13 protein-coding genes are annotated in these 12,757 nt (G+C 37.8%); 9 read left to right on the top strand and 4 right to left on the bottom strand.

All coding sequences use genetic code 11. The annotated features are described in order from the left end of the window. The first annotated feature begins 246 nt into the window (after nucleotides 1–246). The 3 genes from NO346_RS05865 (at nucleotide 247) to NO346_RS05855 (ending at nucleotide 3,175) form a co-directional block, all read left to right on the top strand. Nucleotides 247–444: a hypothetical protein gene (locus NO346_RS05865; RefSeq protein ID WP_005161023.1), complete on the top strand. Its 198-nt coding sequence runs from the start codon at nucleotides 247–249 to the stop codon at nucleotides 442–444. Nucleotides 445–775: 331 nt separating this feature from the next. Further along, nucleotides 776–2,095 carry an NCS2 family permease gene (locus NO346_RS05860; protein ID WP_005161017.1) on the top strand — a complete coding sequence of 440 codons (1,320 nt, stop codon included), beginning with the start codon at nucleotides 776–778 and terminating at the stop codon, nucleotides 2,093–2,095. 81 nt (nucleotides 2,096–2,176) lie between these two features. Next, on the top strand, nucleotides 2,177–3,175 hold the full coding sequence (locus NO346_RS05855; protein ID WP_005161014.1) for an adenosine deaminase: 999 nt from the start codon (nucleotides 2,177–2,179) through the stop codon (nucleotides 3,173–3,175). A gap of 44 nt (nucleotides 3,176–3,219) precedes the next feature. Here NO346_RS05855 and NO346_RS05850 read toward each other — a convergent pair whose 3' ends face one another. Then, nucleotides 3,220–3,774 carry a cytochrome b gene (locus NO346_RS05850; RefSeq protein WP_005215347.1) on the bottom strand — a complete coding sequence of 185 codons (555 nt, stop codon included), beginning with the start codon at nucleotides 3,772–3,774 and terminating at the stop codon, nucleotides 3,220–3,222. Between the two features lie 215 nt (nucleotides 3,775–3,989). Here NO346_RS05850 and NO346_RS05845 point away from each other — a divergent pair, with 215 nt between their 5' ends. From NO346_RS05845 to rnhB, 3 genes are all read left to right on the top strand, one after another. Then, nucleotides 3,990–4,364, top strand: coding sequence for a hypothetical protein (locus tag NO346_RS05845; RefSeq protein ID WP_005161007.1), 375 nt, complete (start codon nucleotides 3,990–3,992; stop codon nucleotides 4,362–4,364). A 322-nt stretch (nucleotides 4,365–4,686) separates the two neighbouring features. Continuing rightward, nucleotides 4,687–4,893, top strand: coding sequence for a hypothetical protein (locus NO346_RS05840; RefSeq protein WP_256414573.1), 207 nt, complete (start codon nucleotides 4,687–4,689; stop codon nucleotides 4,891–4,893). Between the two features lie 39 nt (nucleotides 4,894–4,932). Then, nucleotides 4,933–5,499 (top strand): ribonuclease HII, encoded by a 567-nt coding sequence (rnhB, locus tag NO346_RS05835; protein ID WP_249570073.1) that lies wholly within the window; start codon nucleotides 4,933–4,935, stop codon nucleotides 5,497–5,499. 78 nt (nucleotides 5,500–5,577) lie between these two features. Here the strand turns inward: rnhB and csrA are convergent, their stop codons facing one another. The 3 genes from csrA to alaS form a co-directional block, all read right to left on the bottom strand. Further along, nucleotides 5,578–5,841, bottom strand: a complete 264-nt coding sequence (gene csrA, locus NO346_RS05830) for a carbon storage regulator CsrA (protein ID WP_004661337.1) — start codon at nucleotides 5,839–5,841, stop codon at nucleotides 5,578–5,580. Between the two features lie 240 nt (nucleotides 5,842–6,081). Continuing rightward, nucleotides 6,082–7,362, bottom strand: coding sequence for an aspartate kinase (locus NO346_RS05825; protein WP_004661340.1), 1,281 nt, complete (start codon nucleotides 7,360–7,362; stop codon nucleotides 6,082–6,084). A 66-nt stretch (nucleotides 7,363–7,428) separates the two neighbouring features. After that, on the bottom strand, nucleotides 7,429–10,119 hold the full coding sequence (gene alaS / locus NO346_RS05820) for an alanine--tRNA ligase (protein ID WP_256414572.1): 2,691 nt from the start codon (nucleotides 10,117–10,119) through the stop codon (nucleotides 7,429–7,431). A 179-nt stretch (nucleotides 10,120–10,298) separates the two neighbouring features. On the opposite strand from alaS, the gene NO346_RS05815 reads away from it, so the two are divergent. The 3 genes from NO346_RS05815 (at nucleotide 10,299) to NO346_RS05805 (ending at nucleotide 12,696) form a co-directional block, all read left to right on the top strand. Next, nucleotides 10,299–11,324: a type I glyceraldehyde-3-phosphate dehydrogenase gene (locus NO346_RS05815; RefSeq protein ID WP_256414571.1), complete on the top strand. Its 1,026-nt coding sequence runs from the start codon at nucleotides 10,299–10,301 to the stop codon at nucleotides 11,322–11,324. 39 nt (nucleotides 11,325–11,363) lie between these two features. Further along, nucleotides 11,364–11,678 carry a hypothetical protein gene (locus tag NO346_RS05810; RefSeq protein ID WP_256414570.1) on the top strand — a complete coding sequence of 105 codons (315 nt, stop codon included), beginning with the start codon at nucleotides 11,364–11,366 and terminating at the stop codon, nucleotides 11,676–11,678. A gap of 328 nt (nucleotides 11,679–12,006) precedes the next feature. Then, a complete protein-coding gene (locus NO346_RS05805) occupies nucleotides 12,007–12,696 on the top strand; it encodes a carboxypeptidase-like regulatory domain-containing protein (protein ID WP_256414569.1) in 690 nt (229 codons plus the stop codon). Nucleotides 12,697–12,757 lie beyond the last annotated feature (61 nt).

Below are 12,757 nucleotides of genomic sequence, written 5' to 3'. Positions count from 1 at the left end.
CTTTAATTTTAACAAATGTTATAAAAAATGCTTAAATTTCAAGCTATCTAATTGAATTATATAAAATGCAATTGCATTAAGAATATAAATAATTTAAGATTTATTTGGATGAAAAATATACAAAATCAATTCATAAACAATCATATAATTGTTATTTATTTCTAATTTTGATTATTTAATGTTAATTAATTATCTTTTTTGTTTATTATTGTTAATATTCAAGAAAAGCATACAATAGAGATAATAATGAAGAAATTCCTTCCATTGCTTGTTGTTTGTTCGATTGTTGTTTTAGGTTACGCTGCATATGTAGATGCCCAAGATAAAAGACGCCAAGAGCTTACGAAAATTGTAAATGATGCGGAACACAGTTTGCATATGATCCAGAATAATCCTAATTATATCAAGCATACACATTTGTCATCGTATAAGAACGATCAATAGTCATTGATATTAATCAATAATTATTGCAATTCAGTGTATGTGTCTTTCTAAAATGTATGATAACTAGGCTTTTTTTTGATTTGAAGCCATCAAGTTTTGCTTAAAATCTGTTAAAATATTTACCATTGAATAAAAAGCTGCATCTTGTTATGCAGCTTTTTACATTTTGATAGCGGGTCAGATTTATACATCTTGTTGGTGTCACAAGCATTCGGCTGGCATAGAGATTGCTTTGTCGTTGTGTATGCCATTTCGCAAATTCAAAAAAGATTGAAATGCAAGTGTATAGATTTCAATTCCTAAGATCTCAGATTTTAACAGGTGCTATGTTATGACAACGCCTAATGCTTCGGTTGGTGTTTTAGAACGCTTATTTAAATTAAGTGAGAACAAAACCAACTTCAGAACAGAAGTTCTAGCGGGTGTAACTACATTTTTGACGATGTGTTACATCATTATTGTAAACCCACTTATTCTTTCCGAAACTGGAATGGATCATGGTGCCGTGTTTGTTGCAACCTGTTTAGCTGCTGCTATTGGTTGCTTGGTAATGGGGATTGTTGCCAATTATCCAATCGCACTTGCACCGGGGATGGGTCTAAATGCCTATTTTACCTATTCGGTCTGTTTAGGCATGGGTGTACCTTGGCAGACGGCGCTTGCGGCTGTTTTTGTATCAGGTTTAATCTTTTTGGCAATCAGCTTTTTTAAAATTCGTGAAGCGATTGTCAATGCCATTCCTATGTCGCTTAAATTTGCGATTGGCGGGGGTATTGGTTTATTTCTTGCCCTCATTGCGCTTAAAAATGCAGGCATCATTGTAGACAATCCAGCGACTTTGGTTGGTCTGGGAAATATCAAGCAACCTACGGTTTTACTGGCTTTATTTGGCTTTTTAATGATTGTGGTTTTACACCAGTTAAAAGTTCGTGGTGCGATCATCATTAGTATTCTTGCTGTGACTGGAATAGCGACAGCTTTAGGCTTAAATGAATTTAAAGGTGTTGTTGGACAAATTCCATCGATTGCACCCACCTTTATGCAAATGGACTTTGAAGGTTTATTCACTGCAAGTATGGTTGGTGTGATTTTTGTCTTCTTTATTGTCGATTTATTTGATAGTACAGGGACTTTAGTTGGTGTATCGCACCGTGCAGGTTTACTACAAGATGGTAAGTTACCTCGTTTGAAGAAAGCGTTGTTTGCTGATTCAACAGCAATTGTTGCAGGCGCAGCATTAGGTACATCTTCAACCACACCTTATATCGAATCTGCATCTGGCGTTGCTGCGGGTGGTCGTACAGGTTTGACTGCCGTTGTCGTTGCATTCTTATTTATTGGCTGCTTATTCTTGGCACCATTAGCTCAATCTGTTCCAAGTTTTGCAACAGCTCCTGCATTATTATTTATCGGTGTGTTGATGATTCAAGGAATCACACATATTGATTGGGATGATATTACAGAAGCAGTACCTGCATTTTTAACGATTGTATTTATGCCATTTACGTATTCAATTGCGGATGGTATTGCAATGGGCTTTATTAGTTATGCATTAGTCAAATTATTTACGGGCAAAGCAAAAACAGTTCCTTACATGGTTTGGATTATTGCTGCACTGTGGGTATTTAAATTTATTGCATTTGGTGGTTAAGCCATTTAAAAGTTATTGATAAAACCTTTAGAGGGTGTACCGAACAGGCAACACCCTTTTTTATTTAAACGTGGAGTTAATATGAATCAAATCGAGCTGATTCGTGCTTTACCCAAAGCCGAATTGCATGTGCATATTGAAGGGACTTTTGAACCAGAACTGATGTTTGCAATTGCACAGCGTAATCAGATTCAGATTCCGTATCAATCAGTTGAGGAAGTAAAGCAAGCCTACAACTTCCATAATCTTCAATCATTTCTTGATATCTATTATGCTGGTGCGAACGTGCTGGTGCATGAACAAGATTTTTATGATCTAGCTTGGGCATATTTCGAGAAATGTGCTGAAGATCGTGTCGTGCATACAGAGATGTTCTTCGACCCACAAACACATACTGAGCGTGGGGTTGAATTTGCAACGGTACTGGCAGGTTTAAAGCGTGCTTGTAAAGATGCTCAAGAAAAATTAGGGATTAGTTCTCAATTGATCATGTGCTTCTTGCGTCATTTAAGTGAAGAAAAAGCATTTGAAACACTTGAGCAAGCCTTGCCATTTAAAGATGACATTATTGCAATTGGTTTAGATTCAAGCGAAGTAGGGCATCCTCCTTCGAAATTTGAACGTGTTTTTGCTAAAGCACGTGAAGCAGGTTTCTTGATTGTGGCACATGCAGGTGAAGAAGGCCCACCAGAATATATCTGGGAAGCTTTGGATTTACTCAAAGTAAACCGTATTGATCATGGTGTTCGCTCAGAAGAAGATGAGCAGTTAATGGTACGTTTAATCGCAGAAAAAATGCCATTAACAGTTTGCCCTTTAAGTAATTTAAAGCTTTGTGTTGTCAATGACATGGGCGAGCATAACATCCGCCGTTTATTACAAAAAGGTGTGCATGTTACTGTAAACTCGGATGATCCTTCATATTTCGGTGGTTATATGAATGATAACTTTGTAGCAATTCAGCAGGCTTTAGATTTATCGAATGATGAGCTTAAGCAACTTGCAATTAACTCTTTTGAGGCATCCTTTATTTCTGATGATGAGAAACAGAAATGGATTGCAGAAGTAAAAAAGATTTAAATGTAAAAAAACCGCGTTAAGCGGTTTTTTTTATGTGTCAGGATTTATTTAGGTTGGCGCAACATACTCAATAAGACATTATCTTTATCAATGATGTGATGTTTTATTGCTGCTAAAGCATGACCAACAATAAGTAAACCTGCAAACCAAGAAAGATAAATGTGTAACGGTTTCACTATTTCAAGCAGGTCAGGATTATCTTGAACTAGGCGAGGAATTTCAAATAAATATAAAACAGGAGCTGGATGTCCAGCACTCCAGCTAAATAAACAGCCAGTAATTGGTAGCGCAAGTAGCATGAGATACAGTAAGAAATGGCCGATATGAGCCAAAGTCTTCATCATAGGTGACATGGTGTTTGGTAGTTTAGGGACTGGGTGGGTATAACGCCAAAAAATTCGAATCACAACCAGAAAGATAATGGTGGTGGCTATATTTTTATGTAGTGTAATAACATTGCCTTTGAAGCTTCCATCAACGTCATAGCTGAGAAAATTCCCACTGTAAAAGCCGATCAGCCAAGCTGTGATAAAAATAGCCGCCATCAGCCAGTGTAAAATTTGCGCTGTGCGAGTGTAATATTGTGCTGAGGTTGACATCGCAACATCCTAGCGGTGAATATGAGTTTTACGATTTTAAATAGCTCATTTTTCTTCATATACAGTGTATATGTAACAGAGCGTTTTACGTGTAGAGCAGTAAGTAAAATGCAACTTGATTGTTATATTATGTAAAGAATCTACACAGTCATTTCTTTCAAGTCATCCTTTAGGCACAATACGTGTGCTAAAATTTTGGATACAGGTTTGAGTTCGTGAAAAAATTATTCTTTATCGTACCTATGTTATTTGCTTTAAATGGGTGTGTTGCGCCAAATACTAATAATTCCACTGCAACAACATCTCAGCAGCTAGGTATGGCTGCATTAAAAATTGCTGTGAATGCAAAATGTATTAATGAGATCAATACATTACCAGCATGGAAAACAGCGACACGTTTAATGACATCTGAGCAACGTGAAAACATTCAAACGAATGTATGTGGATGTGTTAGTGAAAAAGCACCAAATAGTGTAACGACTGTTGAATTGGCCACAGCTGCGATTGATCCTACAGCGCGTGCAACGATTGTGAATCAAGTTGTTTCTAAAACAGTAAATGCCTGTGTCGCAGAAGTGTTGAAGAAATAATTCTGATGAAATACGCTAAGCAGAGCTAAGTTTGACTTGGTTCTGCTTTTTTACATGAAATTGATATGGTCTTGTAATTGAAGATCGTGTTAATAGACTTATATGATTAAATTATAAAAAATACCTACATTTAGAATAGGTTTTGTATGAATAAGAACAATTTTTTTATTCTTTTCTCTTTCTTTACCTTATTTGCAGGTGTTGACAAAGTGCTGAACCAACTAAACTGAAAATGGGTACGTCAGCAATACAATGTGCAGCACAAACCAAGTGTACTCATGATATCGATGATTTCGCGGCTTAGAAAGTTGCAAGTAAATTAATGACCAAGAACCAAAAACAACAGAAGAAAAAGCAAATTTGTAAATGTGTTGGTAAAAATACACCTACTGTATTATCTCCATCAGAGCTTGCTTTAGCGGCAGTTGATTCAAAAGCTAGAACAGCCTTAACAGGCGTTGCTGTCGCAAAAACGATGAACGCTTGCGTATCAGAAGTGATAAAATACAACAGTTTAAATAGGTTGTAATTAGTTGCTCTGAAGCAGCTAATCTTTGTGAGTAATATCATGTTTGTTGCTGGTGTAGATGAGGCAGGGCGTGGGCCTTTGGTCGGTTCAGTTGTTGCTGCTGCGGTAATTTTAGATCCCAATAATCCGATTGATGGTTTAAATGATTCTAAAAAATTAACTGAAAAGAAACGTGAAAAACTTTTCTTAGAAATTCAAGAGAAGGCCTTAGCTTGGTCAATTGCAGAAGCTTCCCACTCAGAAATTGACGAAATTAATATTTTACAGGCAACTTTTTTAGCCATGCGTCGTGCTGTAGATACCTTAAACATTCAGCCTGAAAAAGTGATTGTTGATGGCAACCAAATTCCGAAAGGAATTGAAATATTGTGTGAGGCGATTGTTGGTGGGGATGCAAGTCATGCGGAGATTAGCGCAGCAAGTATCTTGGCTAAAGTAACACGTGACCGCCAAATGCATGAACTAGATCAGCAGTATCCTAATTACGGTTTTGCAAAACATAAAGGCTATCCAACCAAAGCGCATTTTGAAGCAATTGCAGCGTATGGCGTGATTGATCAACATCGTCGTAGTTATGCGCCAGTAAAAAAAGCACTGGGTTTATAAATATATAAATGAGTATCCATAAACAATTAAAGCGACTAATAATTAGTCGCTTTAATTGTTAGAGAAGAATTCTGTACATTAACGATTGAAGTTATTATGTCGAGTAAAATCGTTATTATCTTCTTCAAAAGAAAGTTGATAATCTTGATCAAGATGTTGTAAATGCTCATGCATAGCACGTTCATGTTGGATACGTTGGTAAATTTCCTCACGATGCACTGAAACTTCTTTTGGAGCATTTACACCAATACGCACCTGATTACCTTTTACGCCAAGCACAGTAACACTGACTTGATCCCCAATCATTAATGTTTCTCCGACACGACGGGTCAGAATCAGCATGTTTATCTCCTTGCTAAACGCTTAAACTTGCGACAGGGAATTCATTATTTGAAAGCACAGCCTTAATATACAGAAAATTTTAACAGAAATATGTAAAAAACAGCTTTTTTTCGTAAGTTCTGTCGAGTTCTTCTGAAAAACCTCACAACTTAATATAGCAGAGCCACTGTAATAAAAACTATAGTGGCTCTGTATTTTTTACCATTTACTTGAAAGTAAATATGTTTATTGTGCTATGAATTAAGCACGTGCACTGCTTTCGCCATGTTCACGGTCTAAACCAAAAGCAGTATGTAGGCAACGTACAGCAAGCTCTAAGTAGTTTTCTTCAATGATGACAGAAATCTTAATTTCTGAAGTAGAAATCATGAGGATATTAATGCTTTCATCTGCAAGAGCTGTAAACATTTTGCTTGCTACACCAGCATGTGAGCGCATACCTACACCAACAATAGACACTTTTACGATGTCATCGCGAGTGACAACTTCACAGCCTTCAATGCTGCTTGCTGTTTGGTCCAAGATTGCTTTAGCTTTAGCAAGATCATTGCGATTTACAGTAAAAGTAAAATCAGTAGTACCATCTTCTTCAACATTTTGGATAATCATATCCACTTCAATGTTAGCATCACTAATCGGGGATAAGATTTTAGAGGCAATGCCCGGTTCATCTGGAACACCCAAAATCGTTAATTTTGCTTCGTCACGGTTAAATGCAATGCCTGCAATAATTGGTTGTTCCATGTCGTCTTCTGCCTCAGTCGTGATTAATGTGCCTACGTTTTGTTTGAAATCTTCATCAAATGCGCCGTCATTGTCATTATCAAAGCTTGATAATACACGTAATGGAACTTGATATTTGCCTGCGAATTCAACCGAACGAATTTGTAAAACTTTTGAACCTAAAGATGCCATTTCAAGCATTTCTTCAAAAGAGATACGGTCAACTTTTTTCGCTTTAGGTGCAACACGAGGATCAGTGGTATAAACACCATCCACATCTGTGTAAATTTGGCATTCATCTGCTTTTAATGCAGCTGCAAGAGCTACACCAGAAGTATCTGAGCCGCCACGACCTAATGTTGTAATATTTCCTTCAGCATCAAAGCCTTGGAAACCTGCGACAACAATCACACGACCAGCATCTAAATCAGCTGTCATGACATCGGTATCAATAGATTCGATACGCGCTTTGGTAAACGCGCTGTCAGTTTTAATACCAACTTGACGTCCAGTGTATGATTTAGCTTCTACACCAATTGAATTCAGTGCCATAGCTAACATGGAAATCGTTACTTGCTCACCCGTAGACACCATTTGATCAAGTTCACGTGGGTTAGGGGTGCTAGTAATGGCTTTAGCAAGCGCAAGTAAGCGGTTGGTTTCACCACTCATTGCCGATACAACCACGACCACTTTGTGACCGTGATCATGCCAACGCTTGACACGATGAGCAACATTTAAAATGCGCTCAGGAGTACCCATAGAGGTACCGCCATATTTTTGAACGATTAATGCCATAGTTGTTCCATATAAGCCATGACCCTGAGAGGCATCAGGGTCAGTTACACAAAAGTGAAGTTGTTATTATTGCTCAAGCCAAGCAGGCAATGCTGCGATTACTTGATCAAACTTCTCGTTAAGTGGCGCGCCACCTTGTGCTAAGTCAGGTTTACCACCACCTTTGCCACCAAGCTCTTGAGCTAAATGTTTGATGATGTCACCTGCTTTTAGAGTTGCAGCGTATTGTTTAGCGACGGAGGCGATTAAACTCACTTTATCACCATCAACACCAGCTAAAATAATGACTGCATCTTCCAATTTTGATTTTACGCTGTCATGAAGATTGCGTAATGATTTGGCATCTAAACCTTTTACTGATGTGATAAGCGTTTGACGACCAGCAATTTCTTTGACTTGATCTAATAAATCAGCTGCTTGGAAGCTGGCTAATTTTTGATTCAATTGTTCAATTTGCTTTTGCAGACTTGATGCTGTTTCAACAATTGATTCAACTTTTTCTACAGTTTGATCTTTTTGCGCTTTCAATAAAGCATTGATCGTCTGAATATCAGCTTCAGCTTTTTGAACAACTTCAAGTGCTTTGGTACCCGTTACGGCTTCGATACGGCGAACACCAGCTGCTACACCACCTTCAGAAGTGATTTTGAATAAACCAATATCACCTGTGCGCTTAACATGAATACCACCACAAAGCTCGATAGAGAAGTTTTTCTCTTCAATAATAGAACCCATAGAAAGTACGCGAACTTCTTCACCATACTTTTCACCGAACAGCATCATCGCACCTTTCGCTTTCGCTGATTCAATATCAAGTAATTCAGTGCTTACTGTCGTATTGGCAATCACTTCAGCATTGACCAAACGCTCAATCTGTTGCAATTGTTCAAATGAAACAGGTTGGTCATTAGCAAAGTCGAAACGCAAAATATCACTTGCAACCAAAGAACCTTTCTGTTGAACATGTTCACCCAGAATTTGACGTAAAGCGGCATGTAGAAGGTGAGTTGCAGAGTGGTTGCGTGCTGTTGCTGCACGAATATCCGCTTTAACCGTTGCTTCAACATTTTGAGTTGCTTTGAGGCTACCCATAGTGACGATACCTTGGTGTACAAAAGCACCACCAGATTTTTTAGTATCTTGTACTTCAAAAATACCTGTATCGTTCTTGAAGATACCAGTGTCACCAATCTGACCACCACTTTCTGCATAGAAAGGGGTTTGGTTCAATACGATCAGTGCTTCATCGCCTTCGTTGATTTCATCAACTTGAACGCCATCTTTATAGATCGCAACAATTTGACCTTGACCTTGAGTTGCATCATAACCGTCAAATTGAGTTTCGCCTTCAACTTTTACAATGCTGTTATAATCAACTGCAAACTTACCAGCATCACGTGCACGTTGACGCTGAGCAGCCATTTCAACTTCGAAGCCAGCTTCGTCAATTGTAAGATCACGTTCACGCGCGATATCAGCAGTTAAGTCAGTCGGGAAACCGTAAGTATCGTAAAGTTTAAATACAGTTTCACCAGCAATCACATTGCCTTTTAGCTGAGCCAATTCACCTTCAAGTAATTTCAAGCCTTGTTCAAGTGTTTTCGCAAATTGCTCTTCTTCTTTCAGCAGTTGCGCTTCAATGCGTGCCTGTTGTGCCGCAAGTTCAGGATATGCTTCACCCATGACTTCAATCAGCGGTTGCAACATCTTGTAGAAGAATGAACCAGTCGCACCGAGCTTGTTACCATGACGCACTGCACGACGAATGATACGACGCAACACATAACCACGACCTTCATTTGAAGGATTAACACCGTCAGCAATCAAGAATGAGCATGAACGTGCATGATCTGCAATCACTTTTAAAGAAGCTGGGTATTCAACTGGTTTATTTTGAGCTTTCGCTTCAGCTTCAATTGCAGTGGTATCCAAACCAATGATTTCAGCAGCAGCTTTTAACAGGTGCTGGAACAGATCAATTTCATAGTTTGAATTGACATGTTGCAGAACTGCAGAAATACGCTCCAAGCCCATACCTGTATCTACAGAAGGTGCTGGAAGAGGGTGCATTACACCATCCGCAGTACGGTTAAACTGCATGAAAACGTTGTTCCAGATTTCGATGAAACGGTCGCCATCTTCTTCAGGTGAGCCTGGTAAGCCACCCCAGATATGATCACCATGATCATAGAAAATTTCAGAACACGGACCACAAGGACCTGTATCACCCATTGCCCAGAAATTATCAGATGCGTATTTTCCGCCTTTGTTATCGCCAATACGAATGATACGTTCAGCATCGATTCCGATTTCTTTGTTCCAGATATCAAATGCTTCATCATCGGTATGATAAACCGTGACATATAAACGATCTTTCGGTAAGCCTAACCACTGTTCGCTGGTTAAAAATTCCCAAGCAAATTTCAGTGCATTTTCTTTAAAATAATCACCGAAAGAAAAGTTACCTAACATTTCAAAGAAAGTGTGATGACGTGCGGTATAACCTACATTGTCGAGGTCATTGTGTTTGCCGCCTGCACGTACACATTTTTGAGATGAAACAGCACGAACATAATCACGCTTTTCTAAACCTAAGAAACAATCTTTAAACTGGTTCATACCAGCATTGGTAAACAGTAAAGTTGGGTCGTTGGCAGGAACGAGAGAACTCGAAGCAACACGTGTATGCCCTTGCGATTCGAAGTAACGCAAAAATGCTTCACGGATTTCAGCGGATGTCATAAAACGAGTACTCACAACCAAGCGTCCATAATTTTTAAAAGTGCTAAATTATAACGGAAAATATGATCCCAACCAACGATTTTACAAGCAATATCATAAAAACTGTGTTTAAACTAAAAATCTATATTCAATAGCGCTGTTCATGTTTTACCATATAGCATAGAAAAGATGATGTTTTGATGAAAGGGCTCTGCATGCAACGTATCGCTATCAATGGATTTGGTCGAATTGGTCGAAATGTATTACGTGCGTGGTTTGAGAGTCCAAAACAATTTCAATTTGATATCGTTGCTATCAACGACATTGCCGATGTGCAGACTTTGGTACATTTGTTTAAATACGATACCACGCATGGACGTTTTGCAGGTCAAGTTGAAATTCAGATTGAAAATGAACAGATATTTTTAAATATTCAGTCCCATCAACGACAATTAAAATTACAGGTATTTAAACAGGCTCAACCTGAATTACTCCTTTGGGCAGATTTAAAAATAGATGTTGTATTGGAATGTACAGGTCTATTCCGTTCACGTGCTGATGCAACTCGGCATGTCGAAGCAGGGGCAAAGCGCGTGATTATTGGGGCTGCACCTTTTGATTCGGTCGATGCTGCAATTGTCTATGGTGTCAATCACAATGATGTGAAAGTAACTGATCAAATTATTTCCAGTGTGTCCTGTACTACACAGGCATTAGTACCGTTGGTCAAAATTATTGATGATGCCTTTGGCATTGAAACGGCATTGATGACGGAAATTCATGCAGTGACTGCGGATCAGTCAGTATTGGATCATGCCCATCGTGATTTGCGCCGTGCCCGTGCATCAGGACAAAATATTATTCCAACCACATCGAGTGCATTAGGGGCATTAAAACAAGTCATGCCAAAAATGGAAGGTCGAATTGATGGTTATTCGATTCGTGTACCGACCATTAATGTCGCAGCAATTGATTTAACTTTTGTTTCGCATTCACCAATTACAGTACACAAAGTCAATGAGGTTTTGAGTAAAGCAGCTCAATATGATTATGCGCAGATCATGCAAGTGACAGATGAAGATTTGGTTTCAAGTGATTTTAATCATTCGCCCTATTCTTTAATCGTCGATTTAACTCAAACCATGGTGGTGGGTCATCAAGCTAAAGTGTTTGCATGGTATGATAATGAGTGGGGATATGCGAATCGACTACTTGATTTGTGTGAATCTTTTTGTAATTAAATAGATCGTATATTAAAAAGAAAATTTGAGGATGAAATTATGACATTGATGTTGATTTGGGGTTTTCTGATTGTTTTATTGATGGCTGTTGCTTTTTTATTTTGGTTTCAGTTTAAAACGTCAACTGTACAAAGCCAAGATATTTATGTTGCGCAATTAGAAGAAAAAGTAGTGCATTTAGAGTTGCATCTAAAAAAGAGTCTGGAAATTATGCAGGATCTCGCTAAGAAAATGCATGTACAACAAGAAGTGTTAGATAAAACTGTTGCCAATATTGCTGCATTAGAAAAACAAAATGTTGAGTTGGTGAATGTCTTGGAGATTGTGGTTAAAGGTGGGAAGAATGTGTCATAAATGGGTATTCCTCAAATGGGGAATTGATAGTTTTTTTAATTAAATATTTGTTTTTAAAAATATTTTTATACAAATTTAAAACAAGAAAAGACTCTATATAGAATTGTAAAATTTATGCAAAACAATGATTAATTTTTGTTGGATGGTTAAATATTTTTTAATTATTATTTTGACTGAAAACTAACTTGAAGTGTGTTTTGGCTGTTGCTTATTATAAATCGTGCTTCACAAAGCATTGATCACTAAATACATAAGGATAATTGATAATGAAAAAAAAATAGTTTTAAAACGTACAGCAATTTGCTCAGCTTTATTTAGTGCGATTGTAATGGTCACAGGTTGTAATGATGATAATAGTTCAAATGACAATAATGGTGGGCAACAGCAAACAACGACTGAAAAATTGACAGGGACTGTTGCAACTGGAGCTGCTCTGGCTGGTGCGAATATTGAAGTGGTCAATAAAAATGGCACAACTAAATCAGTTGTTGCGGGGGCAGATGGTAAATTCAGTCTCGATGTTGAAAAGGGAGCACCTTATTTATTAAAGGCAACTAAAGGTACTGGTGAATCCCAAGTTACCCTATATTCTTATGCTTCGGCTGCTGGTAATGTCAATGTAACCCAATTAACCACACAGGCAATTTTGGCTGCCAACAAAGCGGATGAAAAACGTGATTACAACTCATTGGCAGAAATTTATACCAATTGGGCAAAACTGGCTAAAGACAGTACTAGTGATGAAATAAATGCTGCTATTGATAAAGCCGCAAAAGAAGTTGTTGCGAACTTAAAGACCGTATTTGATGCAAATATAGATACGAGTAAAGGTTATCCAAACATTTTTAAAACTGCGTTTAATGCAGATTCTACTGGTCTGGACAAGGTTCTGGATCAAGTTAAGATTAATGGTTTGAATAGTAAATGTACGGGTATTGGTAGCACATATACTTGTAATGTGCAGTATGTCGTCAATGGGCAAAACTTTGCATGGAATTATAGTAGACTTCCGTCATAAATCAAAAAACGTACAATTTATTTGATCTTAAATTAATCAGCAAAATTATTTAATTCAAGAG

This window comes from Acinetobacter sp. 5862 (assembly GCF_024494585.1).
GTDB lineage: Bacteria > Pseudomonadota > Gammaproteobacteria > Pseudomonadales > Moraxellaceae > Acinetobacter.
Note: the sequence above shows the minus strand (reverse complement) of the source record. Positions and strands in the feature narration are given on the sequence as shown.

What these genes read in the sequence shown, in the direction of transcription:
- NO346_RS05865 (WP_005161023.1), top strand. Translation starts at nt 247, where the DNA reads ATGAAGAAATTCCTTCCATTGCTTGTTGTTTGTTCGATTGTTGTTTTA.
- NO346_RS05860 (WP_005161017.1), top strand. Translation starts at nt 776, where the DNA reads ATGACAACGCCTAATGCTTCGGTTGGTGTTTTAGAACGCTTATTTAAA.
- NO346_RS05855 (WP_005161014.1), top strand. Translation starts at nt 2,177, where the DNA reads ATGAATCAAATCGAGCTGATTCGTGCTTTACCCAAAGCCGAATTGCAT.
- NO346_RS05850 (WP_005215347.1), bottom strand. Translation starts at nt 3,774, where the DNA reads ATGTCAACCTCAGCACAATATTACACTCGCACAGCGCAAATTTTACAC.
- NO346_RS05840 (WP_256414573.1), top strand. Translation starts at nt 4,687, where the DNA reads ATGACCAAGAACCAAAAACAACAGAAGAAAAAGCAAATTTGTAAATGT.
- rnhB (WP_249570073.1), top strand. Translation starts at nt 4,933, where the DNA reads ATGTTTGTTGCTGGTGTAGATGAGGCAGGGCGTGGGCCTTTGGTCGGT.
- csrA (WP_004661337.1), bottom strand. Translation starts at nt 5,841, where the DNA reads ATGCTGATTCTGACCCGTCGTGTCGGAGAAACATTAATGATTGGGGAT.
- NO346_RS05825 (WP_004661340.1), bottom strand. Translation starts at nt 7,362, where the DNA reads ATGGCATTAATCGTTCAAAAATATGGCGGTACCTCTATGGGTACTCCT.
- NO346_RS05815 (WP_256414571.1), top strand. Translation starts at nt 10,299, where the DNA reads ATGCAACGTATCGCTATCAATGGATTTGGTCGAATTGGTCGAAATGTA.
- NO346_RS05810 (WP_256414570.1), top strand. Translation starts at nt 11,364, where the DNA reads ATGACATTGATGTTGATTTGGGGTTTTCTGATTGTTTTATTGATGGCT.
- NO346_RS05805 (WP_256414569.1), top strand. Translation starts at nt 12,007, where the DNA reads ATGGTCACAGGTTGTAATGATGATAATAGTTCAAATGACAATAATGGT.